28 protein-coding genes and 1 pseudogene are annotated in these 25,722 nt (G+C 68.9%); 16 read left to right on the forward strand and 13 right to left on the reverse strand.

Annotation, left to right across the window (positions count from 1 at the left end; all coding sequences use genetic code 11):
- Positions 1–347: 347 nt before the first annotated feature.
- Positions 348–3,947 (reverse strand): hydantoinase B/oxoprolinase family protein, encoded by a 3,600-nt coding sequence (locus AC3EF3_RS12940; protein ID WP_488532560.1) that lies wholly within the window; start codon positions 3,945–3,947, stop codon positions 348–350.
- A 14-nt stretch (positions 3,948–3,961) separates the two neighbouring features.
- Complete coding sequence (locus AC3EF3_RS12945; protein WP_488532561.1) at positions 3,962–4,642, reverse strand: aspartate/glutamate racemase family protein; 681 nt, start codon at positions 4,640–4,642, stop codon at positions 3,962–3,964.
- Positions 4,643–4,738: 96 nt separating this feature from the next.
- Between AC3EF3_RS12945 and AC3EF3_RS12950 the strand changes: the two genes are divergently transcribed.
- The 6 genes from AC3EF3_RS12950 to modC are packed head-to-tail and all read left to right on the forward strand — an operon-like array spanning position 4,739 to position 10,045.
- A complete protein-coding gene (locus tag AC3EF3_RS12950) occupies positions 4,739–5,707 on the forward strand; it encodes a TRAP transporter substrate-binding protein (protein WP_488532562.1) in 969 nt (322 codons plus the stop codon).
- Positions 5,708–5,762: 55 nt separating this feature from the next.
- Positions 5,763–6,272: a TRAP transporter small permease gene (locus AC3EF3_RS12955; protein WP_488532563.1), complete on the forward strand. Its 510-nt coding sequence runs from the start codon at positions 5,763–5,765 to the stop codon at positions 6,270–6,272.
- Positions 6,265–7,560: a TRAP transporter large permease gene (locus AC3EF3_RS12960; RefSeq protein ID WP_488532564.1), complete on the forward strand. Its 1,296-nt coding sequence runs from the start codon at positions 6,265–6,267 to the stop codon at positions 7,558–7,560. Before AC3EF3_RS12955 ends, AC3EF3_RS12960 begins: the two co-directional genes overlap by 8 nt.
- On the forward strand, positions 7,539–8,306 hold the full coding sequence (gene modA / locus AC3EF3_RS12965) for a molybdate ABC transporter substrate-binding protein (RefSeq protein ID WP_488532565.1): 768 nt from the start codon (positions 7,539–7,541) through the stop codon (positions 8,304–8,306). Before AC3EF3_RS12960 ends, modA begins: the two co-directional genes overlap by 22 nt.
- A 6-nt stretch (positions 8,307–8,312) precedes the next feature.
- Complete coding sequence (modB, locus tag AC3EF3_RS12970; protein ID WP_488532566.1) at positions 8,313–8,978, forward strand: molybdate ABC transporter permease subunit; 666 nt, start codon at positions 8,313–8,315, stop codon at positions 8,976–8,978.
- Positions 8,975–10,045, forward strand: coding sequence for a molybdenum ABC transporter ATP-binding protein (modC, locus tag AC3EF3_RS12975; protein WP_488532567.1), 1,071 nt, complete (start codon positions 8,975–8,977; stop codon positions 10,043–10,045). Before modB ends, modC begins: the two co-directional genes overlap by 4 nt.
- Here the strand turns inward: modC and AC3EF3_RS12980 are convergent.
- The 3 genes from AC3EF3_RS12980 to AC3EF3_RS12990 are packed head-to-tail and all read right to left on the reverse strand — an operon-like array spanning position 10,042 to position 12,271.
- Complete coding sequence (locus AC3EF3_RS12980; protein ID WP_488532568.1) at positions 10,042–10,842, reverse strand: ABC transporter substrate-binding protein; 801 nt, start codon at positions 10,840–10,842, stop codon at positions 10,042–10,044. The genes modC and AC3EF3_RS12980 overlap by 4 nt on opposite strands.
- Complete coding sequence (locus AC3EF3_RS12985; RefSeq protein WP_488532569.1) at positions 10,839–11,543, reverse strand: ABC transporter ATP-binding protein; 705 nt, start codon at positions 11,541–11,543, stop codon at positions 10,839–10,841. The genes AC3EF3_RS12980 and AC3EF3_RS12985 overlap by 4 nt, the downstream gene beginning before the upstream one ends.
- Entirely contained in the window at positions 11,540–12,271 is a 732-nt protein-coding gene (locus AC3EF3_RS12990) for an ABC transporter permease (RefSeq protein WP_488532570.1), read from the reverse strand. Before AC3EF3_RS12990 ends, AC3EF3_RS12985 begins: the two co-directional genes overlap by 4 nt.
- A 94-nt stretch (positions 12,272–12,365) precedes the next feature.
- Here AC3EF3_RS12990 and AC3EF3_RS12995 point away from each other — a divergent pair, with 94 nt between their 5' ends.
- A complete protein-coding gene (locus AC3EF3_RS12995; RefSeq protein ID WP_488532571.1) occupies positions 12,366–13,451 on the forward strand; it encodes a substrate-binding domain-containing protein in 1,086 nt (361 codons plus the stop codon).
- 4 nt (positions 13,452–13,455) lie between these two features.
- On the opposite strand, the gene AC3EF3_RS13000 is transcribed toward AC3EF3_RS12995, so the two are convergent.
- Positions 13,456–14,082 carry an alpha/beta hydrolase gene (locus tag AC3EF3_RS13000; protein WP_488533787.1) on the reverse strand — a complete coding sequence of 209 codons (627 nt, stop codon included), beginning with the start codon at positions 14,080–14,082 and terminating at the stop codon, positions 13,456–13,458.
- 194 nt (positions 14,083–14,276) lie between these two features.
- Here AC3EF3_RS13000 and AC3EF3_RS13005 point away from each other — a divergent pair, with 194 nt between their 5' ends.
- The 5 genes from AC3EF3_RS13005 (at position 14,277) to AC3EF3_RS13025 (ending at position 17,623) form a co-directional block, all read left to right on the forward strand.
- Positions 14,277–14,663 (forward strand): HPF/RaiA family ribosome-associated protein, encoded by a 387-nt coding sequence (locus AC3EF3_RS13005; RefSeq protein ID WP_488532572.1) that lies wholly within the window; start codon positions 14,277–14,279, stop codon positions 14,661–14,663.
- A 144-nt stretch (positions 14,664–14,807) separates the two neighbouring features.
- The gene (locus AC3EF3_RS13010) at positions 14,808–15,173 is read left to right on the forward strand and encodes a PA2779 family protein (RefSeq protein ID WP_488532573.1); all 366 of its coding nucleotides are present in this window, start codon (positions 14,808–14,810) and stop codon (positions 15,171–15,173) included.
- 19 nt (positions 15,174–15,192) lie between these two features.
- A complete protein-coding gene (locus AC3EF3_RS13015) occupies positions 15,193–16,191 on the forward strand; it encodes a PA2778 family cysteine peptidase (RefSeq protein WP_488532574.1) in 999 nt (332 codons plus the stop codon).
- Between the two features lie 22 nt (positions 16,192–16,213).
- On the forward strand, positions 16,214–16,993 hold the full coding sequence (locus tag AC3EF3_RS13020) for an NUDIX hydrolase (protein WP_488532575.1): 780 nt from the start codon (positions 16,214–16,216) through the stop codon (positions 16,991–16,993).
- A 189-nt stretch (positions 16,994–17,182) separates the two neighbouring features.
- The gene (locus tag AC3EF3_RS13025) at positions 17,183–17,623 is read left to right on the forward strand and encodes a DUF4864 domain-containing protein (protein WP_488532576.1); all 441 of its coding nucleotides are present in this window, start codon (positions 17,183–17,185) and stop codon (positions 17,621–17,623) included.
- Between the two features lie 12 nt (positions 17,624–17,635).
- On the opposite strand, the gene AC3EF3_RS13030 is transcribed toward AC3EF3_RS13025, so the two are convergent.
- Entirely contained in the window at positions 17,636–18,235 is a 600-nt protein-coding gene (locus AC3EF3_RS13030; RefSeq protein WP_488532577.1) for a L,D-transpeptidase, read from the reverse strand.
- Between the two features lie 121 nt (positions 18,236–18,356).
- Positions 18,357–19,133 carry a hypothetical protein gene (locus AC3EF3_RS13035; protein WP_488532578.1) on the reverse strand — a complete coding sequence of 259 codons (777 nt, stop codon included), beginning with the start codon at positions 19,131–19,133 and terminating at the stop codon, positions 18,357–18,359.
- 29 nt (positions 19,134–19,162) lie between these two features.
- Between AC3EF3_RS13035 and AC3EF3_RS13040 the strand changes: the two genes are divergently transcribed.
- Positions 19,163–19,633, forward strand: coding sequence for a hypothetical protein (locus AC3EF3_RS13040; RefSeq protein ID WP_488532579.1), 471 nt, complete (start codon positions 19,163–19,165; stop codon positions 19,631–19,633).
- Between the two features lie 414 nt (positions 19,634–20,047).
- Here the strand turns inward: AC3EF3_RS13040 and AC3EF3_RS13045 are convergent.
- Positions 20,048–21,181: pseudogene (locus AC3EF3_RS13045) on the reverse strand (methyltransferase); the annotation flags it as partial.
- Positions 21,109–21,999, reverse strand: a complete 891-nt coding sequence (locus AC3EF3_RS13050; RefSeq protein WP_488532580.1) for a DUF808 domain-containing protein — start codon at positions 21,997–21,999, stop codon at positions 21,109–21,111. The gene AC3EF3_RS13050 and the pseudogene AC3EF3_RS13045, both read right to left, overlap by 73 nt.
- Before the next feature lie 21 nt (positions 22,000–22,020).
- Here AC3EF3_RS13050 and AC3EF3_RS13055 point away from each other — a divergent pair, with 21 nt between their 5' ends.
- Positions 22,021–22,293, forward strand: a complete 273-nt coding sequence (locus AC3EF3_RS13055; RefSeq protein WP_488532581.1) for a 2Fe-2S iron-sulfur cluster-binding protein — start codon at positions 22,021–22,023, stop codon at positions 22,291–22,293.
- Here AC3EF3_RS13055 and AC3EF3_RS13060 read toward each other — a convergent pair.
- Positions 22,287–22,463, reverse strand: a complete 177-nt coding sequence (locus tag AC3EF3_RS13060; protein ID WP_488532582.1) for a hypothetical protein — start codon at positions 22,461–22,463, stop codon at positions 22,287–22,289. The two genes, AC3EF3_RS13055 and AC3EF3_RS13060, sit on opposite strands and share 7 nt — an antisense overlap.
- Positions 22,464–22,542: 79 nt before the next feature.
- Between AC3EF3_RS13060 and AC3EF3_RS13065 the strand changes: the two genes are divergently transcribed.
- Together AC3EF3_RS13065 and AC3EF3_RS13070 are read left to right on the forward strand one after the other, a co-directional pair.
- Positions 22,543–24,471 carry a c-type cytochrome gene (locus AC3EF3_RS13065; protein WP_488532583.1) on the forward strand — a complete coding sequence of 643 codons (1,929 nt, stop codon included), beginning with the start codon at positions 22,543–22,545 and terminating at the stop codon, positions 24,469–24,471.
- A complete protein-coding gene (locus AC3EF3_RS13070; RefSeq protein WP_488532584.1) occupies positions 24,468–24,944 on the forward strand; it encodes a protein-tyrosine phosphatase family protein in 477 nt (158 codons plus the stop codon). Before AC3EF3_RS13065 ends, AC3EF3_RS13070 begins: the two co-directional genes overlap by 4 nt.
- Here AC3EF3_RS13070 and atpE read toward each other — a convergent pair.
- Both atpE and folK read right to left on the reverse strand, forming a co-directional pair.
- Positions 24,941–25,183 (reverse strand): F0F1 ATP synthase subunit C, encoded by a 243-nt coding sequence (gene atpE / locus AC3EF3_RS13075; protein ID WP_488532585.1) that lies wholly within the window; start codon positions 25,181–25,183, stop codon positions 24,941–24,943. The genes AC3EF3_RS13070 and atpE overlap by 4 nt on opposite strands.
- 65 nt (positions 25,184–25,248) lie before the next feature.
- On the reverse strand, positions 25,249–25,716 hold the full coding sequence (gene folK / locus AC3EF3_RS13080) for a 2-amino-4-hydroxy-6-hydroxymethyldihydropteridine diphosphokinase (RefSeq protein ID WP_488532586.1): 468 nt from the start codon (positions 25,714–25,716) through the stop codon (positions 25,249–25,251).
- Positions 25,717–25,722 lie beyond the last annotated feature (6 nt).

Here is a 25,722-nt window from a genome sequence, read left to right on the forward strand (position 1 = left end):
CTCGTGCATCACGCACCTCCCGAAAGCTTCGTCAGCATGGGCTACGTGCTCCGCCGTGTCGGCGGCCGGTTCGCGCGTTCTGGAAGTAAGTCGGCACATGCCGGCGGATCGCCGCCCTTCCATACCTTGGTCGTGGGTTGCTCGTCCGCGAGCGCGGACGAGTGAATTGCGTTGAAGTCGCGATCTCTGAGGGTGACCGTCGGCAGGCCGCACCGGTTGGACGCGTATTCGGATTTGCCGGCGCGCCGGAGCCGCGGCTTGAGCGTGACCTCAGCTCATTAGCCGAGTCCCTCCGTTCCTATGGGCACTTGGGACCAATAGAAGGCCCGCCACCCGGCGGGCTTTTTTCATGGCGCGCCGAACCCGCCGCCCCCGGGCGTGTGGATCTCGAACACGTCGCCCGGCTGCATCTCGGCCGATCCGATGTGACCCAGCTCCTCCTGGCGCCCGTCCGCGCGCACGACACGATTGAGGCCCACCTGTCCTGCCCGGCCCCCAGCCATGCCGAAGGCGCCGTGCTTGCGGCCGTTGGAGAGAATGCTCGCGGTCATGGCCTCCAGGAAACGCACCCGGCGCACGCCGCCATCGCCGCCCTTCCACCGGCCCGCGCCGCCCGACCCCTCGCGGATCCGGTAGCTCTCCAGCCGCACCGGGAAACGGAACTCCAGCACCTCGGGGTCCGTGAGGCGCGAGTTGGTCATGTGGGTCTGTACGACGCTCGTGCCGTCGAAACCCTCGCCCGCCCCGCTGCCGCCCGAGATCGTCTCGTAGTACTGGTAGCGCGCGTTGCCGAAGGTGAAGTTGTTCATCGTGCACTGGCTGGACGCCATCACGCCCAGCGCGCCGTACAGCGTGTTCGTGATGCACATCGAGGTCTCGACGTTGCCCGCGACCACCGAGGCCGGCGGGTCGGGATTGAGCATCGAATGCGGCGGGATGATCACCTTCAGCGGCTTGAGGCAGCCCGCATTGAGCGGGATCTCGTCATCGACGAGCGTGCGGAAGACGTACAGCACCGCCGCCATGCACACCGCCGTCGGCGCGTTGAAGTTGTTGACCTGCTGCGGCGACGTGCCGGTGAAATCGATCTCGGCGCTGCGGTCCTTCGCGTTGACACGGATCGCCACCTGGATCTGCGCGCCGTTGTCCAGCGGCAATGTGAACTCGCCGTCCTTCAGTTTCGTGATCACGCGCCGCACCGATTCCTCGGCGTTGTCCTGCACGTGCTTCATGTAGGCCTGCACCACCTCGAGCCCGAACTGCTCGACCATCTTGCGCAGCTCCTGCACGCCCTTCTCGTTCGCCGCGATCTGCGCCTTCAGGTCGGCCATGTTCTGGCCGGGATTGCGGCTCGGGTATTTGCCGCTTTTCAGCAGCGCGACCATCTCGGCCTCGCGCAGCACGCCGCGGTCCACGAGCTTCTCGTTGTTGATCTGCACGCCCTCTTCCTCGATCAGCGTCGAGAACGGCGGCATCGATCCGGGCGTGATCCCACCGATGTCGGCATGGTGCCCGCGCGAGCCCACATAAAACAGCGGCCGGCCCTCGCCGGCATCCAGGTACACCGGTGTGATCACCGTGATATCGGGCAGGTGCGTGCCGCCGTGGTACGGGTCATTGAGCACGTATACATCGCCGGGCGACATGCGGCCCGCGTTCTCGCGGATCACGGTCTTGATCGATTCGCCCATCGAGCCCAGGTGCACCGGCATGTGCGGTGCGTTGGCGATCAGGTTGCCCTGCGCATCGAACAGCGCACACGAGAAGTCCAGCCGCTCCTTGATGTTCACCGAGTAAGCCGTGTTCTGCAGCTGCAGGCCCATCTGCTCGGCGATGTTCATGAACAGGTTGTTGAACACCTCCAGCAACACCGGATCGACCCGCGTGCCCGCGGCGAACCGCTGCGTGCGCGGCACCCGGCGCTCCAGCACGATGTGGTCCAGCGACGTGAGCTGCGCTTCCCACCCCGGCTCGACGACGGTCGTCGCATTCTTCTCCGCGATGATCGCCGGGCCCGCGATCACGTCGCCCGGACGCAGGTCCTCCCGCACGACGAGCGCGGCCTCGTGCCACTGCCCGCCCGAATACATCTTCACCGTTTCGCGCCGCGGCGTCTCGCGCGCCGGCTGCACTTCGAGGCGCGGCTCCGCGGGCGCGTCGCCCGCGACCACGGCTTCCACCGACACGGCTTCGACCATCATGCCCTTGCCTTGCATCAGGAACGCGAAGCGCTGCCGATAGGCGGCTTCGAACCCGGCGACGATCGCCGGGAGGTCGCCGAAGGGAACGACGAGCGCCGAGTCGCTGCCTTCGTAGCGCACGTGCACGCGCCGGTGCACCGTCACCTGGCCCGTGTTCGCCTGCTGCCTTTCCAGCTCGCCCCGCGCAGCGGCGGCCAGCGCATCGAGGGTTTCGGCCACCCGCGGCTGGTTGACCTGCGTCAGGGGCAGCTCGACGGCCTGCTCGCGGATCACGTTCTGGTCCGCCAGGCCCATGCCGTAGGCCGACAGCACCCCGGCCAACGGGTGCACGAATACGCGGCTCATGCCCAGCGCATCGGCGACGAGGCACGCATGTTGCCCACCGGCGCCGCCGAAGCATTGCAGCGTGTAGCGTGTGACGTCGTAGCCGCGTGCGACCGAAATCTTCTTGATCGCGTTGGCCATCTGCTGCACGGCGATGTCGATGAAGCCCTCGGCCACCACTTCCGCCGGGCGGCCGACGCGGCCGGCCAGTTCGCCGAATCTCTGCCGGACGATCTCCTCGCTCAGCGGCTCGTTCGCCTTCGGTCCGAACACCTTCGGGAAATAGCGCGGCTGGATCTTGCCGACCATCACGTTCGCGTCCGTCACCGCGAGCGGGCCGCCGCGGCGATAGCTCGCGGGCCCGGGATTGGCGCCGGCGCTTTGCGGCCCGACGCGGAACCGTGAACCATCGAACTCCAGGATCGAGCCGCCGCCCGCGGCCACCGTGTGGATGCTCATCATCGGCGCGCGCATGCGCACACCGGCGACCTGCGTCTCGAACTCGCGCTCGAACTCGCCCGCGAAGTGCGACACGTCGGTCGACGTGCCGCCCATGTCGAAGCCGATCACCTTGTGATGACCGGCCAGCTGCGCCGTCCTCGCCATGCCGACGATGCCGCCAGCGGGCCCCGACAGAATCGCGTCCTTGCCCTGGAACGCGTGCGCGTCCGTGAGGCCGCCGGACGACTGCATGAAGAAGAGCTTCACGCCCGGCATTTCGCCCGCCACCTGGTCGACATAGCGCCGCAGGATCGGCGAGAGATAGGCGTCGACCACCGTGGTGTCGCCGCGGCTGACGAACTTCATCATCGGGCTGGTCCCGTGCGAGGTGCTCACCTGCGCGAAGCCGATCTCGCCGGCGAGCCGCGCCGCCGCCTTCTCGTGTGCGGTGAAGCGGTAGCCGTGCATGAACACGACGGCCACGCTGCGCAGGCCGCTCGCATGGGCCTTCTCCAGCGCCTCGCGCAGGTGCGCCTCCTCCAGCGGCTGGATCATTTCGCCGTTCGCGCCGACCCGCTCGTGCGCTTCGATCACGGACGAATACAGCAGCTCGGGCAGCGCGATGTGCCGATCGAACAGGCGCGGCCGGTTCTGGTAGGCGATACGCAGCGCGTCGCGGAAACCCTGAGTCGTGACGAGCAGCGTCGGCTCGCCCTTGCGCTCGAGCAACGCATTGGTGGCCACCGTCGTGCCCATCTTCACGGATTCCACCAGCGCGGGCGTCACCGGCTCGCCGGATCGCAAGCCCAGCAGGTGACGGATGCCGGCCACGGCCGCATCGCGGTACTGCTCCGGGTTGTCCGAGAGCAATTTGTGCGTGAGGAGCTTGCCGTCCGGACGCTTGGCCACGATGTCGGTGAACGTGCCCCCGCGGTCGATCCAGAATTGCCAGCGGGCTTGCGGCGTGTTGGCTTGATGCATGTGTCTATCCGTCGTCAGATCGGCGATCGTAAGCGCACGGCCGCCAGCGGGCGCTCCGACTGCAGCAGCGACCAGCAGCGCAGGCCCGTCGCCGCCTCGATGTCGCGCGCATACGGGGGCATGTTGGTGCATTCGAGCACCAGTGAGGCGACGTCGGGCGCCCGGGCGCGCAGGCGCCGCGCGGCTTCGACCACGTCAGCGCGCGCGCGAGCGAAATCCAGCGTGGAACGGTTGCCGAGGAACACCTGTGCGAACTCGCCGTCCGATGCCACGCCTTCGATCACGACATCTTGCATGCGCGAGGACGGCACGCCGGCCGCGGCGAGGAAGTCGCCATCGAGGTGACGCGCGCTGATCGTGAGCACGCCCACGCGGCGATGCGATTCGAACAGGCCCGGCAGCATCAGCAGGCTGGACGTCACGACCGGCACGCGCGCCTGCGCCTCCAGCGCCTGCTGCATCAGCACGAGGAAGCCGCAGCTGGTCGTGATGGCCACGGCGCCCAATGCTTCGAGTTCGTGCATGGTGCGCAGGAATGGCGCGAGGAGCCCGGCGCCGCGCTGGGCGGCAGCCGATTGCACCACCTGCTCCGGCCGCGCGCCGTGGACCGTCCGCGTGAGTGCCGGTACGCCGAAAGAAGCGGGATTGCCGATATCGCCCGGCAGCCGCGGAAAGCGCGTGTCGAGCGTCAGCACGCCGACAAAGCCGCGGGGTGCAAATACGGATGGCGCCGGCCCGGCAATTGCATTTATCCTCGGCGCTTCCATTCCTGCAATTCTCCCGGAGAGCGCATGAAACTCAAACAGCTGATCGCGGTGGCCGCGCTGGGCCTCGCTACCGGCGCCTTCGCCCAGACCAAATGGGACCTGCCCGCCGCCTACCCCGCCAGCAATTTCCACTCCGAAAACCTCGTCAAGTTCGCCGACGACGTGGACAAGGCTTCGGGCGGCAAGCTCAAGATCACCGTGCACCCGAACGCGTCGCTGTTCAAGGCGCCCGAGATCAAGCGCGCGGTGCAGCAAGGCCAGGCGCAGATCGGCGAGATCCTACTGGTGAACTTCCAGAACGAGTGGCAGCTGTTCGGCGCGGACGGCATCCCCTTCCTCGCGGACAGCTACGACGCGTCCATGAAACTGTACAAGGCGCAAAGGCCCTTCCTCGAGAAGAAGCTCGGCGAGCAGGGCATGATGCTGCTGTACGCGGTGGCCTGGCCGCCGCAAGGCATCTACACGAAGCGCACGCTCAATTCCGCGGCCGACATGAAGGGCCTGAAGTGGCGCGCCTACAGCCCGGCCACGGGGCGCATCGCCGAACTGGTGGGCGCGCAGCCCGTCACCGTGCAGGCGGCGGAGCTCTCGCAGGCACTGGCCACCGGCGTCGTGGATTCCTACATGTCCTCGGGCTCGACCGGCTACGACACCAAGACCTACGAGCACCTGAAGAAGTGGTACGACACGCAGGCCTGGCTGCCGAAGAACGCCGTGATCATGAACAAGGCCGCCTTCGATGCCCTGGACAAGGCGACGCAGGCCGCCCTGCTCAAGGCGGGCGCCGATGCCGAGGCCCGCGGCTGGCAGATGTCCAAGGCCGAAAACGCGCGCACGATCAACCTGCTCAAGCAGAACGGCATGGAAATCGTCACGCCGCCCCCGCAACTGAAAGCGGACCTGAAGAAGGTCGGCGACACCATGCTGAAGGAATGGCTCGACAAGGCCGGCCCGGATGGCAAGGCGCTGGTCGACGCCTACCACAAGCAATAACGCCACCACGGAGAGCCGATCCCGCAGTACCTCCCGGTGCTGCGGGATTTTTCATATGCGAAGAACACTCGATTTCCTCTACGACGCAGCCGCCTGGCTCGCCGCCCTCGCCATGATCGGCGTGCTGGCCATGGTGCTGGCGTCCATCGTCACGCGCCAGCTGGGCATCAACTTCCAGGGCACCGACGCCTACGCCGGCTACAGCATGGCGGCCGCGGGCTTCCTCGCCCTCGCGCACACGCTCAAGCACAACGAGCACATCCGCGTCACGCTGCTGCTCGGGCGGCTGAAGGGACGCGCGCTGCACGCGCTGGAAATGTGGGCGCTGACGGCCGCCGTCCTGCTGGCGGGCCTGTTCGCGTGGTACTCGGTGCGCCTCGCGTGGAACTCGCACGCCTTCAACGACATCTCGACCAGCAACGACGCGACGCCCTTGTGGGTCCCGCAGCTCTCGATGGCGCTCGGCGCCGTCGTCCTGCTCGTGGCGTTCATGGACGAATGGTGGCTCGAATTCACGGGCCGGCGCGTGGTCGCCCAAAGCGAGGAGGCACTCCACAATGAATGAAGTCGCCATCACCACGCTGTTGATCGTCGCGCTCTTCGCCCTCCTCGGCACGGGCGTGTGGATCGGCCTCACGCTCGCCGGGGTGGCCTGGATCGGCATGCAGCTGTTCTCCTCGCGCCCCGCCGGCGACGCGATGGCGCTCACCGTCTGGGGCGCCGCCTCGAGCTGGACGCTCACGGCCCTGCCCCTGTTCGTCTGGATGGGCGAGATCCTCTTTCGCACGAAGCTCAGCGAGAGCATGTTCAAGGGCCTCGCGCCCTGGGTCACCCGCCTGCCCGGGCGGCTGCTGCACACGAACGTCATCGGCTGCACGATCTTCGCGGCGGTGTCGGGTTCGTCCGCCGCCACCTGCGCGACGATCGGCAAGATGACACTGCCCGAGCTGTCCAAGCGCGGCTACCCGGACGACATCACCATCGGCTCGCTGGCCGGTGCCGGAACGCTCGGCCTATTGATCCCGCCTTCGATCATCATGATCGTGTACGGCGTGACGGCCGACGTGTCGATCGCGCGCCTGTTCATCGCCGGCATCATTCCCGGCATCGTGCTCGCGTCCATGTTCTCGGCCTATCTCGCGATCTGGGCCGCGATGAACCCGAAACGCGTGCCGCCGCCGGACCGGTCCATGACCTTCGGCGAGAGGGTCTTCGAGTCGCGCCACCTCATCCCCGTCGTCCTGCTGATCGCCGCGGTGCTCGGGTCGATCTATACCGGCTTTGCGACGGCGACCGAGGCCGCGGCGGTGGGCGTCGTCGGCTCGCTGCTCCTGTCGGCCGTGCAGCGCTCGCTCAACTGGCAGACCTTCCGCGATTCGCTGCTCGGCGCCACCCGCCTGTACTGCATGATCGCGCTGATCCTCTCGGGCGCGCAGTTCCTCACGCTGGCCATGGGCTACATCGGGCTGCCGCGCCACCTGGCGGAGTTCGTCGCATCGCTGGGCCTGTCGCCCTTCGGGCTGATCCTCGCGCTCTCCGTCTTCTACGTCATCCTGGGCTGCTTCCTCGACGGCATCTCGATGGTGGTGTTGACGATGGGCGTGATCCTGCCGACGGTGAACGCCGCACACATCGACCTGCTGTGGTTCGGCATCTTCATCGTGATCGTGGTGGAGATGGCGCAGATCACGCCGCCGGTGGGCTTCAACCTGTTCGTGCTGCAAGGCATGACGGGCCGCCAGATCACCTGGATCGCCCGCGTGACGATGCCGTTCTTCTTCCTCATGTGCGCGATGGTGCTGCTGCTGTGGTTCTTCCCCCAGATCGCCGTATGGCTGCCCGGACACATGTAGTTCGCGGACTGTTCGCCGCGGCGCTGGCGCTTGGCGCGCTGGTGTCGCGTGCTGGCGAGGTCACCGTCGCGGTCGCCGCGAACTTCACGGCGCCGATGCAGAAGATCGCCGCGGCCTTCGAGGCGCAGACCGGCCACCGCGCCAGGCTCGCCTTCGGCTCGACGGGCGCCTTCTACACGCAGATCAGGAACGGCGCGCCTTTCGAGTTGTTGCTGGCCGCGGACGACGAGACGCCCGCGCGGCTCGAGCAGGAAGGCCTGGCCGTGCCCGGCTCCCGCTTCACATACGCCCTCGGCCGGCTCGTCCTGTGGAGCGCTCGTCCAGACTTCGTCGACGGCAAGGGCGAGGTACTCGCGCGCGGCGAATTCGAACGGCTGGCCATCGCCAACCCGAAGCTCGCGCCTTACGGGCGGGCGGCGGTGGAAACGATGCAGCACATGGGACTTCTCGAGCGGCTGCAGCCGCGCATCGTGCAGGGCGAGAACATCGGCCAGGCCTTCCAGTTCGTTGCCACCGGGAATGCGCAACTCGGCTTCGTCGCCCTGTCGCAGGTGACGCAGGACGGCCGGATCGCCAAAGGATCGGCCTGGGTCGTCCCCGCCCGGCTCCACGCGCCGCTGCAGCAGGATGCGGTCGTCCTCGCCAAGGGCAAGGACAACGCCGCCGCGCGCGAGCTCGCGCAGTTCCTGAAGGGCGACAAGGCGCATGGCATCATCCGCGCCTACGGATACGAACTCTCGCCCTGACCCGCCATGCCCGCCTTCAGTGCCGGTGACCTCGATGCGATCTGGCTCACGGGCAAGCTGGCGGCGCTCACCACCCTCATCCTGATCGCCATCGCGACACCGCTCGCGTGGTGGCTCGCGCGTTCGTCCTCCCGCTGGAGTGCAGCCGTCGGTGCGCTGGTCGCATTGCCGCTGGTGCTGCCGCCCACCGTGCTGGGCTTCTACCTGCTCGTCGCGCTCGGGCCGGACGGCCCGCTGGGCATGTTGGCGCTGCCTTTCACCTTCGGCGGCCTGCTCGTGGGCTCGGTCATCTACTCGCTGCCTTTCGCCGTGCAGCCGCTGCAGCATGCCTTCGAAGCCGTGGGCGCACGGCCGATCGAGGCGGCGGCGACGCTGCGGGCATCCCCTCTCGACGCGTTCTTCTCCGTCGCCGTCCCGCTCGCGCGGCCCGGCTTCGTCACGGCCGCGATCCTCACCTTCGCGCACACGGTCGGCGAGTTCGGCGTGGTGTTGATGATCGGCGGCAACATCCCCGGGAAGACGCGCGTGGTCTCGACGCAGATCTACGGCCACGTCGAGGCGCTCGAATATGCGCAGGCGCACGGGCTGGCAGCGGGGATGGTCGCGTTCTCCTTCGTCGTGCTGCTCGCGATCAACCTTTACGCCCGCCGCGGCGCGCGGGTGATGCCGTGAACGCGGCCGATCGCATCCGGCTGGTGCTGCCGCGCGCGGGATTCACGCTCGACGTCGACCTGGAGTTGCCGGCCACCGGCATCACGGGCCTGTTCGGGCCATCCGGCGCCGGCAAGACCAGCGTCCTGCGTTGCGTGGCCGGGTTGGAGCGCGCGCAGCCCGGGCTCGTGCGCATCGCCGGCGAGACCTGGCAGGACGAGCACGTCTTCCTGCCCACCTGGCAACGCGCGGTCGGCTACGTGTTCCAGGAAGCGAGCCTGTTCGAGCACCTGGACGTGCGCGCCAACGTCGAATACGGACGCAAACGGGCCGGCGCGGGCGGCGCCTCGCTCGATGCGGCGATCGAGCTGCTCGGCATCGCGCACCTGCTCGGCCGCCGGCCGGCATCGCTCTCGGGCGGCGAGAGACAGCGTGTCGCGATCGCGCGCGCCGTCGCCAGCGCGCCTCAGCTGATGCTGCTGGACGAACCACTCGCCGCGCTCGATGCGGCCCGCCGCCAGGAGATCCTGCCGTGGTTGTCGAAATTGCGTGACGAGCTGAAGCTGCCGATGCTGTACGTCACGCATTCGATCGACGAGGTCGCGCGGCTCGCGGACACGGTCGCCCTGATGGACCAGGGGCGCGTGAAGGCCAGTGGCCCGGCGGGCGAGGTCCTGTCGAGCATCGACGCGGCCGCCATGCTCGGCGACGAAGCGGGCGCGCTGCTCGAGGGCATCGTGGCCGAGCGCGACGAACGCTGGCAGCTCGCCCGCATCGCTTTCGACGGCGGCAGCCTGTGGTTGCGCGACAGCGGCCTGGCGCTGGGTCGCCGGGCGCGCCTGCGCGTGCTCGCGCGGGACGTGAGCGTCACGACGCGCGAGCCGCAGGGCAGCAGCATCCAGAACATCGTCCCAGTGACGGTTGCCGAAGTCGCGGCGGATTCCAATCCTTCGCAGGTGACCGTGCGCCTGCGGTCGCAGGGCTCGATCCTGCTCGCACGCATCACGGCGCGCGCGGCGCACTCGCTCGAACTCGCACCCGGGCAGGCCGTCTGGGCGCAGGTGAAGTCCGTCGCGCTCGTCGGCTAACGTGCGTTGGCGTTCGGGAAGAAGAGCTGCTCGCCGTTGATCTTGTACGAGGCGATCACGGCCTGCCCTTCGGGCGACGTGACCCAGTCGACGAACTTCTGCGCCTGCGCCGCCTTCACCTGCGGGAACTTCTGCGGGTTCACGACCATCACGCCGTACTGGTTGAACAGGCGCTTGTCGCCCTCGACGAGGATCGTGAGATCACCGCGGTTCCTGAAACTGAGCCACGTGCCGCGGTCGGCGAGCGTGTAGGCATTCGTGGAGCTGGCGATGTTCAGGTCCGGGCCCATGCCACAGCCGCATTCCCTGTAGCCGCTGCCCTTGTTGTCGATGCCCGCGGCCTTCCAGTCACGCAGCTCCGCCGCATTGGTGCCGCTCTTGTCGCCGCGTGAGACGAAGGGCGCGTTCGCTGCTGCGATCTTCCTCAGCGCTTCGACGACGTCCCTGCCCTTCACGCCGGCCGGATCCGCCTTCGGCCCGACGAGCACGAAATCGTTGTACATGACGGGGTAGCGCCTCGCCGCCCCGCCTTCGGCGACGAACTTCTCCTCGGCCGCCTGGTCGTGCACGAACAGCACGTCGGCGTCGCCGCGGCGGGCGATGTCGATCGCCTGGCCGGTGCCCACGGCCACGACCTTCACGTCGATGCCTGTCGCCTTCTTGAACTCGGGCAGCAGGTGCGAGAAGAGCCCCGATTGCTCGGTGGACGTGGTGGACGCCATCGTGATCGTCTCGCCATGGGCGGCGAGCGCGATGCAGAAAGCGAAGAGCGCGGACAGCGCGCGTGAGACGGTCATGCCAGTTCACCTTTCAAAAACATTTCGGCATCGTGCGAGGTGCGCGCCAGCACCTCGTGATCGAAGAAGGAACGCACGGGCAGGTCCGCCAGCACCCGGCCATGCTCGAGATAGACCACTCGGCTCGCGAGCCGCTTGACCTGCCCCAGGTTGTGGCTGGCGAAGACGAGCGTCATGCCGCCATGGGCGAACTCCTCCATCAGCGCCTCGACTTCGCGCTTGCCGTGCGGATCGAGGTTGGAGGTCGGCTCGTCGAGGAACAGCACGTCCGGCTGCAGGCTCCACGCGCGCGCCAACGCCAGCCGCTGCTGCTGCCCGCCCGACAGGGCGCGCGCGCTGCGCAGGGCCTGCGCGCTCAGGCCGACCCGGCCGAGCGCCAGCAAGGCGCGTTCGCGCGACTCTACCCAGCTCATGCCGCCGCGAATCCACAGGCCCAGCGCGACGTTGTTCAGGGCGCTGGTGCGCAGCAGGTAAGGCCGCTGGAACAGCATCGCCTGGCGGGCGCGGCCGTCGCGCAGCACGGAGCCCGCGGCCGGCTGGACCAGCCCGTGCAGCAGGCGCAGCAGCGTGCTCTTGCCGCTGCCGTTGCCGCCGATGACGGCGACGCACTCGCCCCCGGCGATGCGCAGGTTCACGGCGCTGAGCGCGTGCACGCGGCCGAAGCGCACGTCCACGGACCGCACCTGCACCACGCCGCTCATACCGCCGCTTCCTGCAGCACCGGCCGATCGACCCGGTCGAGCCGCCACCGCCGCACGCCCGCGATGAGCGCGTTGAGCAGCAACACCACCGTGAGCAGCACGAAGCCCAGCGCCAGCGCGAGCGGCAGGTCGCCCTTGCTCGTTTCGAGCGCGATGGCCGTTGTCATCACGCGCGTGAAGCCTTCCATGTTGCCGCCCACGATCATCACGGCGCCGACTTCGGAGATGGCGCGGCCGAAGCACGCGATGATCACGGTGAGCAAGGCATACCGTTCGTCCCAGGCGATCAGCAGTGCCCTCAGCGCCGAGCCGGCGCCCAGCGAAGCGAGTTGCTCGCCGCTCGCGGCGTCGACGTCCTCGACAAGCTGGCGCGTGAGCGCGGCGGCGACCGGCAGCACGAGGATGGCCTGTGCGACCACCATCGCCTTCAGCGAAAAGAGCCAGCCGAAGGATCCGAGCGGGCCCGAGCGTGACAGCAGCAGGTACACCACCAGGCCGACCACCACCGAAGGCAGGGCCAGCATCGTATTGAGGACGGTGAGCAGTACGCCGCGGCCGCGAAAACGCGCGACACCGAGCCACGCGCCGGCCGCGAGGCCGAACGTGCACGCGATCAGGCACGCCGCGCCGCTCACCGCGAGCGAGCGCGCCACGATCTCGACCAGGTTTTGATCCAACCCCGCGACCAGGTCCCAGGCCCGCGCGAAGCTCCCGCTGAACGTATTCATCCAGAGTGGCATGCTACCGATGTCATGGCGCCCGGGCGATAGGGCAAGCGAGCTATGAACCGGCCTGCATAGCGGCTCGGCGATACTCCGGGCCGTGCGCAAGGTTTGCCTCTCCTACTCGTTCGCGGCGGAAGCCGGCCGCCGCACGGCCATCGGCAATGCGCTGATGGACCTGCTCGGCGCCGTGCGCGAGCACGGATCGATCTCCGCGGCGGCCAAGGCACTGGGCCTGTCGTATCGCCATGTCTGGGGCGAACTCAAACGCTGGGAGGCCGAGCTCGGCCAGCCGCTCGTGATGTGGGAGAAAGGCCAGCGCGCCCGCCTGTCGGAGTTCGGCGACAAGCTGCTGTGGGCAGAGCGCCAGGCGCAGGCGCGGCTCGCGCCGCAGATCGAGGCGCTGCACGCCGACCTCGAGCGCACCTTCGCCGTGGCGTTCGACGAAGGCGCGCACGTGCTCACGCTGTTCGCCAGCCATGACGAGGCGCTGGCAGCCCTGCGCGAGGACGCCGCCCGCGCGCGGCTGCACCTGGACATCCGTTTCTGCGGCAGCGTCGACGCGATCACGGGGCTGAACCAGGGCCGCTGCGTGATGGCGGGCTTCCACGTGCCGCCGCAGCGCCGGCCCGGCTCCCTCGCCCAGCGCACCTACCAGCCGCTGCTGCAAACCGGCCACCACAAATTGATCGGCTTCGCGCGCCGCAGCCAGGGGCTCATCGTCGGGAAGGGGAACCCGCTGCGCGTGCAATGCGTTGCCGACATCGCGGCGAAACGCGCGCGCTTCGTCAACCGCGCCATCGGCACCGGCACGCGCGTGCTGTTCGACGAGTTGCTCGCCGAAGCCGGAATCGAGCCCAGGGTGATCGAAGGCTATGCCAGCGCCGAACCTTCACATGCCGCCGTCGCACTCGCCGTGGCGTCGGGAGCCGCGGATGCGGGCCTCGGCATCGAGCCCGCCGCACGCGCCCGCGGCCTGGATTTCGTGCCGCTGCTGAAAGAAGACTACTACCTCGTCTGCCTCAAAGACGCACTCGACGAGCCGCCGGTGCAAGCCCTGCGCGAATTCCTGCGCAGCAGGGCCTGGCAACAGCGCCTGCACACCTTGCCCGGCTACGAACCGATGCGCAGCGGCGAGGTGCTGAGCCTCAAGGACCAGTTGCCCTGGTGGCAGTTCAGGAAATGACGGTTCAGGCCAGCACCTTCAACAGCCAGGCATTCAGGTCGCGCACTTCCTCCATGCACACCGAGTGGGGCATGGCGTACTCGTGCCATTGCACGTCGTAGCCGAGCGCGCGAAGCGCCTCGCATGACTTCCGCCCGGCTTCGAGGGGAACCACCGGGTCCGTCGTCCCGTGCGCGAGGAAGACGGGCGTGAGCTGGTTGGCGTCGGCGCGTTCGCTCCGCGTCATTTCCGCCAGCGGCAGGTAGCCCGACATGCCCGCGATGCCGGCGAGCCGCTCCTTGTGGCGCAGGCCCGTGAGCAGCGCCATCGCGCAACCCTGCGAGAAACCCGCGAGCACGATCCGGCTGGCCGGCGTGCCGCGTTCCACTTCGCGCGCGATCAGTTCTTCGACCAGGGCCTGCGAGTGGCGCAAGCCCTTCTCGTCCTGGCGCTGGCGCAGGTCGCCGGCGAGCACGTCGTACCAGGCGCGCATGCGATAGCCGCCGTTGATCGTCACCGGCATCACGGGCGCGTGCGGGAAGACCCAGCGCACCGGCCCGACCGGTCGCAGGTCAAGCTCTTGCGCGAACGGCACGAAGTCGTTGCCGTCGGCGCCCAGCCCGTGCAGCACGATGATGCTGGTCCGGGGCATGGGCGCGGTCTCGATGTCGATGGTGTCCAGCACGGCGGTATCTCTCTCGGGTTTCAAATGCGACACGCGAGCATACTGTGTGCCCGGCCCGAGGCGTCCGACAGCCGCATCCCGACGTTGCCTTACACCTGCCGCGCTGCGGTGCGCCCAAACTGGGTTGGACAGCAAGCACATCGGACGAAAGGATGCTGGACATGCAAGTGCAAGTGAACACCGGCGACGGCCTCACGGGCAAGGACACCTTGGAACGCTGGGTGGACGATTTCCTGAACGAGGAACTCGCGCGCTTTCGCAACGAGATCACGCGCGTCGAGGTGCAGCTCACGGACGAGGCCAAGGGCAGGAAGGGAGCGCAGGACATGCGCTGCATGCTCGAGGCGCGCCTGAACGGGCACCAGCCGGTCGCGGTGCAGCACCATGGCGCCACGATGGACGAAGCCATCCGCGGCGCGTCGACCAAGCTCATGCGTGCGCTGGAGCACACCCTGGGCAAACTCGACCGGCATGAGCACCGCGTGCGGGACACGATCCGCCGCGAGCCCGAAGCGACCGAAGTGAAGCCGGGTGAGGAACTCACGTAAGACGCACTGCGGGTTGTCACACGGCGTATTGATGAGTCGTATTGCCGCCACTGCAGACCCACACGAAAATCGTGCGCGCGCGTATATTCGTTTCGCGCCTTGGTGGGGTCTTCGCCGCGGGCGCTTCAACTTCCAAGGAGCCTGATGATGACATCCACAATCAAGAAGATGACCTGCCGCGTTCTGGTGGTATCGCTCCTGGCGCTGTCGTTCCAGACGGCGCGGGCCGGCATGATCGGCGCGGACCAGGCTGCGGCCGCGCAAGGGGCGCAATCGGATCGCACCGTCGTCATGAGCGTACTCAATCGCGCGGAGACCACCGCCCAGCTGCAGGCGATGGGGGTCGATCCGCAAGCCGCGCGCGAACGCGTCGCGTCGATGACCGACCAGGAAGTGCACGCGCTGGCCCAGGACATCCAGACCGCCCCTGCGGGCGCGATGAGCGGATGGGGCTGGGCCGCCGTGGTGATCGTTGTCGCCGCGGTCTGGTACTTCGCGTATCGCAAGTGATGCGCCAAGCGGCCGCCGCATGACGGCGGGATCGAAAGCGTCGGCCCGCCGCAGCGCGGGCCTTCTCGCATTCGCGGTCGCCGCGCTGCTGGCCGGCTGCGCGCAGCTCGTGCCGCAGACGGTCGCCTTGCGCAGCGCGTGGCCCGAAGGCGTGCCGCGCACCGTCGAACTGACGTCGGTGCCGTTCTTCCCGCAGGAGGATTACCAGTGCGGGCCGGCGGCGCTGGCGACCGTGCTGGGCTACACCGGCCTGGCCGTCACGCCCGAGGACCTGGTCAAGCAGGTGTTCCTGCCCGCGCGCCAGGGCAGCCTCCAGCTCGAGATGCTGGCCGCGCCGCGGACACGGGGGCGCGTGACATACCAGCTTGCGCCGAGCTATGCCGACGTGTTGCGCGAAGTCGCGGCCGGCAATCCTGTCGTCGTGCTGCAGGACGTGGGCGTGATGTCGCCGATGTTCCCCGAGTGGCACTACGCCGTGGTCAACGGTTTCGACTACCCGTCGGGCACGATCTACCTGCGCTCAGGCAAAAAGCCGCGGCAGGAGATGCCCTTCACCTACTTCGAGCGCGAGTGGATCCCGGGCAAGCGCTGGGCGATGGTCGTCACCACGCCGGACCGCGTCCCCGTCACGGCGACCGAGGACGGCTGGGTCAATGCCGTGATCGCGATGGCGCGCGTGAGCGGCGCCGATGCCGCGATGAAAGGCTACGAGGCGACGCTCCAGCGCTGGCCCGGCAACCTGCCGGCGATGATCGGCCTCGCCAACCTCCACCACGACCGCGGCGACAACGCACGCTCGATCGCGCTGTTGCGCGAGGCCCAGCAGAAGCACCCGCAATCGGCCATCGTCACCAACAACCTGGCGCAGGCGCTGTCCGATGCCGGACGCAACAGCGAGGCGCTCGCGCAGATCGAGAAGGTCTCGGACCCGCACAGTCCGTTCGCCTCCGAGATCAAGTCCACGCGCGCGCTGATCCTGCAGCGCCTGGCGCAACAGAGGGCCGGCAATCGCCGTTGAAGCGCTCTGCTAACCTCTCGGCATGGATTTCAATCTCGAGCCATCGGGATCGCCGGTTCGCGACTCGGCCACCGTGGTGCTGCTGCGTGATGGCGCGTCGGGACTGGAAGTCTTCCTGCTGAAGCGGCACGGCTTGTCGGACGTGCTCGGCGGCGCGTACGTGTTTCCGGGCGGCAAGGTGGATGCAAGCGATGCCGAGGCGTCGGCACTGGCCCGCCTCGACCGCACGCCGCAGGAGCTGCATGCGGCCCTGAACGAGCCGTCGCTCTCTGCGGTCGAGGCGGCCGCCATCTTCGCCGCCGCATTGCGCGAGACATTTGAAGAGGCCGGGGTGAAGCTGGCCGCCAGCGACCTCGTGCCGTGGTCGCGCTGGATCACGCCCGCGGTCGGTGGCGTGATCCGCAAGCGCTTCGATGCCCGCTTCTTCCTCGCGCGGGTGCCGCCTGGCCAGGAGCCGCGCCACGATGACCACGAGGCCATCGAGAGTGCGTGGCTGGCGCCGCGCCAGGCCTTGCGCCAGTACTGGGACGGCGCGATCGAGCTTGCGCCGCCGCAGATCATGAGCCTGGCCCACCTGTCGCGTTACCCGGGCGTGGACGAGGCGATCGTTGCGGCACGCTTGCGGCAGCCGCCGCTGGTCCATCCCGAGCCGTTCCAGCAGGACGGCATCCGCGTGATCTGCTATCCCGGCGACGAGCGCCACTCCGTGCGCGAGCGCGCCCTGCCCGGGCCGACGCGGCTGCACCACGTGCATGGCCGGTTCGAGCCGGCCGGCGGATTCGACGCGCTGTTCGCGGACTAGGCGCAGCGAAAGCCCCCTACATGCCGACGGCGCGCCACCCTGCGGCGCAGCTGGCCGGGCTTTCCCAAACTGCAGTAGCCGGCCGGCGCCACGCGCCACAAAGACAGGTATCGGGCTTTCGCTGCCATCGGCGAAACGCGAGAACATTGTCCAGCGGGCCCGGCCGCATCCAGCTTCGGGAGCGCGGCCATGCCTTCTCTGTTGATGCGCCTCATCATCCTGGTCGCCGTGGCTATTGCCGCGACGACGGCGATCAAGACCCATGCCGGCGCACTCACCGAAGAGGAAACGCGCGAAGTGGAGCGCATCGTCATGGCCCAACTGGTGGCCTTCGCGAGCGACGATGCCGCCGGGGCGTTCGCCACGACGACGCCGGCCGTGCGCAAGGCGATCGGCGACGCCGGCCGTTTCTCCGCGATGGTGAAAGGCACTTACCCGATGGTGTATCGCCCCGCCACGGTCGTCTTCCAGAAGCCCGAGGCGAACGGCACCACGGTGCTGCAGCTGGTCGAGATCACGGACCAGCGGATGAAGTCGTGGATGGCGATGTTCGCGGTGGAGCGCCAGGCCGACAACACCTGGGCGATCAGCGGCTGCGTCGTGACGGAGAACCAGTGGCTCCCCGTGTGAGGCGCCGGACTTTCAAAGCGCGCTGAAGATGTCCTGCAGCGCCCCGCCTTCGGGCATCACGTAGACCACCGCGGGGCCCCCGCCCAGCCAGCGCTGCACGACGTCGTCGTAGAAGCGCACCGGCACCACCACGCAGCCGTAGGACACGCGATGGTCCTCGGGCCGGGACGACGCGAGGCGCAGCTCGCGCGGCCGCTGCGACGGCCCGGGACGCAGCCGGTGGATGGCGAAGGCGCTGCCCCAATCGACCCAGATCACCTGCTCGCCCGAGGCATTGACGCCCGGTTGCGCGACGAAGCGGCCGGCGGGCGTGGTGCGCTCCTCGAAAGGCACGAAACCTTGCTGCGTGTGCTCGCCGACACCGGGCGCGCTCTCGTCACCCGGCGCCTGCCCGAGCAGCGCGGGCGATTCGCCCTGCATCCGCCCGGAGGCATCGAACACGAAGATGCGCGCCGCCTTCTTGTCGACGATGGCGAATGGACGCTCGCCATGGTCGCTTGCCGAGATGATCCGGTCATGCAGCTGGCGCGCATCGGGCGTCAGCGGGGCGGCGCCGGCCGGCACCGCGGCGGCCACGGCAAACGACGCCGCGGCCACGGCCTTCCAAAACATTCGAGTCCCCCATCGGTGCCGGCGCGCGGCACGCGCAAGCTCAGCAGGGGACCGATGTTAACGATGAGCTGCGCCGCGACAAGGCCCTGTTACACAACAGTGGGGCCAAGTGCGGAGAAAGTCAGTGTTGCGCCATCTTCAAGGGCGCATTTGTCGCGGGATCGACGTCGTAGAAGGATGCGAAGGTCTGCTCGATCGGCCGGGTTTCGGGCAGCACGTAGACCACGAGCCCGTGCCGGTCGATGGCCGGCCGCAACTGCCCTTCGTAGAAGGCATCGGGCAGGTTGATGCAGCCGAAGGACATGCGGTTGTCCTCGACGTCGGGCGTGGCCATCGCCTTCAGGCGCTCGGGGACCTTGATGATCCGGTGCATCGACACGGCCGCTTCATAGTCGACCCACACCACGTCCTCGTGGCGCGTGGAACTCTCGCCGACGCGGGCGATGAAGCGGCCGGCCGGGGTCGTCTTCTCTTCGGGCAGCACGTCCTTGATGGGCTTGTCGCCCACGCCCGGGAACGTGTCGTCCCCGCGGGCCGAGCCGAGCAAGGCCGTGGCCGCCGCGCGCAGGCGCGCATCGGGCCCGAACAGGTAAACCCGCGCTCGTGGCTTGTCGATGATGACGAAGGCGCGCGTCCCGTTGTCACCGGAAACCGCGACCCAGTTGGCCATCCGGCGCACGTCGGTCGAGGCTGTCTCGCCGCCCAGGTCGGCCGGGTGCACACCGCCTCGCGGCTGCACGGTCGTGGCCGGCGGGGAACTCCTGGCGAAGCGCGATGCGAAGTGCACCGCAGGGGGAAGGACCAGCACGAGCACCGCGGCACCGATCAGCGCGCCCCGGCGCAGCGACTGCGCGAGTTCGGAGCTGGGCTGGGCGCTGGCGGTCTCTCGTCGGGTCATGGCGACAACCCCATCGGGGGGTGAGCCCGATGGGGCATCGGCAGGGCGCTCAGTTCCGGTCCGCGCGTGCCGCGCCGCTCGATGTCGTCGTGTCGGTCGAAGCGGTGTTGCTGGAGGTCGAAGACGACGTGTCGCTGCTCGTCGTGCTGCCGCTCGTGCCCGCCGCGCCCATGCTGGACGTGCTGGGGCTCGACGAGCTGTTGGCGGTGCTCGAGCTGGTGCTCGGGGTCGTCGTCGCGCTCGTGCTCGGGGAGGTCGAGCTGCTGGTGCTCGGAGAGGCGCTCGTGCTCGGGGATGCGCTGGGTGCTGGTGTGCCGGTCGAACCGCCCGTGCTCTTGTCGGTCTTCTGCATCGTGGACGGTGTGCCGCCGCCGCCCGCGGTGGCCGAATCCGAGCTGCTGGTCCCTTGCGCCATCGCAAAGCCGCCGATGGCCAGCGCCGCCGCGGCGGCCAACGTCGTCAGCGTTTTTTTGGTCGTGGTCATGTCTTTCGCTCCTTGAAAAAAGGAAATACTCCCCGGTGCGGGGATCGAGGTTGAAACAAGCCGGCTCGAAATGGCCGACTGCCTCGAAGCCTATCGATGGGGATGGAGCGCAGAAGTGGGTCTATGCAGGCACAGCCTGTAGGACCGGCACTGTCACGATTTGCGGCTGTGCAGCGCTCTCGTGGCTCCACACTTCGATCTGCAGCGCCGGGTTGGCGCACTCGCAGCCAAGCGCGACATCGTCCTCGCAGGCATCGAAAGATGGATCGAATGCGCGAGCTGCCGCGCGACCGGACGTGGAGAAGTTCGCGAGGGCGGTAGGCGATTTCATGCAGGTCCTTCGGGCAACTCGTGGTAATTGGCTGCCATCTTCGGATACAGACTGGCACAGCCATATCCGCCAAGCGCTTGAGCCCGCGTAGGAGTCCGCCTACCCTGCCGCCGCGCCAAGACGCCAGAGCCAGGTCGTTTCCTTCGCGCGCGCCGCATGCAGCGGGTCGGACGCGTCGCCGACTTTCGGGTGGCGCGGGCGTGTGCCCTCCTTCGCGACGATGCGCAAGCCGGCGGCTTCGATCCAGCCCGCGAGCTCGCCCGCGGCACGCAGCCCCAGGTGTTCGGCGAGGTCGGACATCACCAGCCAGCCCTCGCCGCGGGGCGCGAGGTGTGCGCGCAAGCCCGAGAGAAAGCCGCGCAGCATCCGGCTGTCCTCGTCGTAGATCGCGTGCTCGAGCGGCGAACTCGGGCGCGCCGGCAGCCACGGCGGGTTGCACACGACCAGCGGGGCCGCACCTTCGGGGAAGAGGTCGGCCCGGACCACTTCGACCTTGCCGGCCAGGCCGAGGCGGTCGACGTTGTCCTGCGCACAGGCGAGCGCCCGGGGGTCGAGGTCGGTGGCCACGACGCGCTGCACGCCGCGCCGGGCGAGCAGCGCCGCGATCACGCCGGTGCCGGTGCCGATGTCGAAGGCGAGTTCCTTCGACGGCAGCGGCGCTTTCGCGACCAGGTCGAGGTATTCGCCGCGCACCGGCGAGAACACGCCGTAATGGGGATGGATGCGGTTGTCCGGCGCTGTCCCGAGTGCCGGAATCTCCACGCCCCGCCTGCGCCACTCGTGCGCACCGATCAGCCCGAGCAACTCCCTCAAGGGCACCAGCCGGGGCGCGCCGTCCGGCGGACCCCAGGCCTCCCGGCAGGCATCGGCCACATCGGGCGCGCGCGGCAGCGGGACGCGGTAGTCGCCCTCCATCGGCACGAGCAGGCGATTGAGGATGCCGGCCCGCTGGCCCTGCGCCTGCCGGTGCTGGTGGAAGGCATCGAGCATGGATGCGGGCGGCTTCGCGCGCCGGCGCTTGCGGTCCGCGCGCCGAGCCATCGCCTGCATCAGCTGGCGAGCGTTGTGATAGTCGCCGCGCCACACCAGGTCGTTGCCCTCGCTCGCCAGCCGCAAGGCCGCGTCGGCCGTGAGCGTGTCGTCGACGTCCAGCCTGCGGGTCATGACTTGCGCATCGAGCGCCGCGCGAGAGCCACGACGCCCAGCACGATCGCACCGGCCATGCTGCCCACCAGCACGTTCAGCACCAGGGTGAGGACGGCCGAGTGCGTGAGGTCCTCGATCGCATGGTGCAGGAACGGGAAGCCATGCACCAGGATGCCGCCACCGACCATGAACATCGCCGCCGTGCCCACGACCGAGAGCGTCTTCATCAGCGCAGGCGCCGACCGCACGATCGCGTGGCCGACACGCTGCGGCAGCGCGCGCGAGCGGCGCGTGAGGTAGAAACCGAAATCGTCGAGCTTCACGATCACCGCGACCACGCCGTACACGCCCACGGTCATGGCGATCGCGACGCCCGCGAGCACGATCACCTGCTGCAGCAGGTCCGCGCCCGCCGCGGTCCCGAGCGTGATCGCGATGATCTCGGCGGACAGGATGAAATCGGTGCGGATCGCCCCGCGGATCTTGTCGCGCTCGATGTCCACCGGATCGCGCTGCGGATCGGCCATTTGCCGCGCCAGCGCCTGGTGCTCCGCGGCATCTTCGGCCCGTGAGTGCAACAGGCGATGAGCGAGCTTCTCGAAACCCTCGTAGCACAGGAACGCGCCACCGATCATGAGCAGCACCGTCACCGCCCAGGGCGCCAGGGCGCTGATGGCCAGCGCGGCGGGCACCAGGATCGCCTTGTTGACGAGCGACCCTTTCGCGACCGCGAACACCACCGGCAGCTCGCGCTCGGCGCGCACGCCCGCGACCTGCTGCGCATTGAGCGCGAGGTCGTCGCCGATGACGCCCGAGGTCTTCTGCGCCGCCGCTTTCGCAAGCAGCGAGACGTCGTCGAGGATGGTGGAGATGTCGTCGAGAAGGGCAAGCAGGCTGGAGGCCATGGGCGCTGATTATGATGGGCCATGGCCGAACACCTGGTGCGCTACGGCGGGCACACGATCAGCGCTCGCGAGGACGAGACGCTGCTCGCCGCCGCGCTGCGTGCCGGCCTCGACGTGCCGAGCTCGTGCCGCACGGGCACCTGCCGCACGTGCATCGCGCTGCTGGTGCGCGGCGACATCCATTACGTGGTGGAGTGGCCGGGGCTCATCCCCGAGGAGCGGGCCCAGGGCTGGATCCTGCCCTGCGTCGCGCAGGCCCGCGGCGAAGTCGAGATCGAGATTCCGGCTCAGTAGTTTCCGGTGGTGTACGGGCTCTTCGGGTGCCACTTGTGGTCGACGCCCGGGATCGGTTCGGCCTTCGGGTCCGGGTGATGCTGGACGTCGTTCGTGTCCGGCTTGTCCTCTTCCGGCGGCAGGGGCTTGTCGAGCTCCCTGGCGGCTTCGGGTGATTTGGGGGAAGTCATGCAGCCAATCTAGGCCGGCGGGGCCGGCTGCACTGTAGGACTGCTGCCCGCCTCCGGCGCGCGGTGGCATAGTCGGCGCATGCGCCTCGTCCTTCTTTGCTTCTGGTTCGTCTGCGGCTTCGCGACGGCCGCACCACCGCAATTCGAAGACACGATCGCCCAGCGTGCGCTCGCGTGCACGTCGTGCCACGGCAAGGAGGGCCGCGCCGGGCCGGACGGTTATTACCCGCGCATCGCGGGCAAGCCCGCCGGCTACCTCTACAACCAGCTGCTGAATTTCCGCGAAGGCCGCCGCCATTACGGCCTCATGGCGCGGCTGCTGGACCCGCTGTCCGAGCCGTACGTGTTCGAACTGGCGCAGTACTTCGCATCGCTGGACCTGCCCTACCCGCCGCCGCAACCCGCGACACTGCCACCGGCGGTGCTCGAGCGCGGCCGCGTACTGGCGACGCAAGGCGACGACGCGAAAAAGATTCCCGCCTGCGTGCAGTGCCACAGTGACCGGCTCACGGGTGCGCAACCGAACACGCCGGGCCTGCTGGGCGTGTCGCGCGACTACCTCAATTCGCAGCTCGGCGCCTGGCGGGCCGGGCAGCGCCGCGCGCAGGCGCCCGACTGCATGGCGAAGATCGCGAAGCAGCTGGCACCGGAAGACCTCACGGCGGTCGCCGCCTGGCTGGCCGCGCAACCGCTGCCCGCCGACGCGCATCCCGTCGCTTCGATCGAGAAGAAGCCGACGCTGGAGTGCGGCAGCGCGGCCGCGCCGCAAGCGAAGGCGACGCCCGCCCGCGTGGAAGCGCCCGCGGCAGCACGCGGCGCCTACCTCGCCCGCGTGGGCAATTGCATCGCGTGCCACACCGAGCGCGGCGGCGCGCCGTTCGCGGGCGGACGCGCGATCGAGACGCCGTTCGGCACGGTGTACTCGAGCAATCTCACGCCGGATCGCGCGGCGGGCATCGGCGCGTGGTCGGCCGACGACTTCTGGCGTGCGCTGCACGAGGGTCGATCGCGCGACGGGCGTCTCCTGTACCCGGCGTTTCCCTACCCGAACTACACGCAGGTGACGCGCGAGGACTCGGATGCGATCTATGCCTTCCTGCGCGGCCTGCCTGCCACGCCGCGTGCCAATACGCCGCATCGGCTGCGCTGGCCGTACGGCACGCAAGCCGCGCTCTGGGCGTGGCGCACGATGTACTTCAAGCCGGGCGTCTTCGAGCCCGACAAGGCGAAACCGCCCGAATGGAACCGCGGCGCGTACCTGGTGAGCGGGCTCGGCCACTGCAGCGCCTGCCACACGACACGCAACGCGCTCGGCGCGCAGGCGAACATGATGGACCTCTCGGGCGGGGTCATCCCGATGCAGAACTGGTACGCGCCCTCGCTGGCATCGAGGAACGAGGCCAGCGTCGGCGAGTGGGACATCGCCCATGTCGAGCGGCTGCTGCTGTCCGGCGTCGCGCCACGCGGGACGGTGCTGGGCCCGATGGCGGAGGTCGTGCTGCAAAGCACGCAATACCTCACGCCGGAGGACGCGAAGGCGATGGCGGTGTTCCTCAAGGCGGTGCCGGAGCCCGCAACCCGCGAGCCCGGGGTGGCCGGCGCGATCACCGCATGGTTCAAGGCGCTGCAGCGCATCGGTGAGCCCGACCGCACGGCGGCGCTTCCCGGGCGCGTCGCCGAACGCGGCGAGAAGATCTACGGTGATCGCTGCGCGCAGTGCCATGGCGACAAGGGCGAAGGCAGGCCGGGCGTCTACCCCGCACTGGCGGGCAATCGCGCGGTGAACCTGCCGGTCACCTCCAACCTCGTGCAGATCGTGCTGGGCGGGGGCTTTCCGCCCGCGACGGCGGCCAACCCGCGTCCCTTCGGCATGCCGCCGTATGCGACGACCCTCAGCGACGAGGACATCGCCGCTGCCCTGAGCTACATCCGCATGTCCTGGGGCAACCGTTCGGGCGCGGTGAGCGAGTTCGAGGTCGCGCAGCAAAGGAGCAGCACGGCGCCATGAGCCTGCGACGCGTGCAACTGCCGGCCGGCGTGCCGGGGTCGCTGTGGCTGTCTTCCATGCCCGGCCGGTTCGCCTCGTGGCGCGAGTTCGAGCAGGACGCGCGTGATGCGGGCCTCAGGATGGTGGTGTGCCTCACGCCGCGCGACGAGGTGAAAGAGCTCTCGCCGCAGTACCACGCGGCCATCGAACACGGCGGCCTGCCTTGCGAATGGGTGCACCTGCCGGTGCCGAATTTCGGCGTGCCCGAAGAGCCCCGGGCCTTCCGCCGCGGCATCGAACGCGTGGTGCGGGCCCTGCGTGCGGGCGAGCCGGTGATGATGCATTGCGCTGCCGGCATGGGCCGCACCGGGAGCGCCGCGGCCTGCGTGCTGAAGGCACTCGGCCTGCCCACCGAGGAAGCGCTCGAAGGAGTGCGCGCCGCGGGATCGAACCCGCAGAACGCGGAGCAGTCGGGCTTCGTCGAGTGGTTCTAGTGCGCGAACGGATTCGCGAACACGAACATCATCGCGATGCCGACGCCGATCAGGAAGTTGGCGTCGATCAGGCCCGCCAGCAGGAACATCTTGGTCTGCAGCGGCTCCATCATCTCGGGCTGGCGCACCGCGCCGTCGATGAAACGCCCGCCCATCGTGCCGATCCCGAGGCAGGCGCCGATGGCGCCCAGCCCGATGATCAACCCGCATGCCACCGCAATCAGTCCTGTGTCGCTCATGAAGACCTCCGTTGTGATGGCCTCATGATGCGGGCCGGGCTGCGCCCCGCCAATTACGCCGGAGGTCATGCGAGCCGCTCGACGGCCTGGCCTGCGACGGCGGCCAGCTGTTCACGCGTGACGAGCGCGGGTGCGATCTCGGCGAGCGGCACCAGCACGAAGGCGCGTTCGTTCAGCCGAGGGTGGGGCACGGCGAGGCGCCGGCTGTCGATGCGCGCACTGCCGTACAGCAGCAGGTCCAGGTCCAGCGTGCGTGGCGCATTGCGGTAGGGACGCTCGCGCCCGGCCTCGTTCTCGATGCGCTGCAGTTCCGCGAAAAGCGTCATCGCATCGAGCCGCGTTTCGAGCTGCGCGACGGCATTGATGAAATCGGGACCGCTCGCTTCGTGCGGCGCCGTGCGATACAGCGACGACGTGCGCCCCACATGCGTCGTGGGCAAGCGCGCCAGCTTGGCGATCCCGTCGCGAACCGCCTCAGCCGCATCGCCCAGGTTCGCCCCCAGGCCGACATAGGCGACGACGGCGTCGCGCACGGCGGC

This window comes from Ramlibacter sp. GS1-15 (assembly GCF_057785015.1).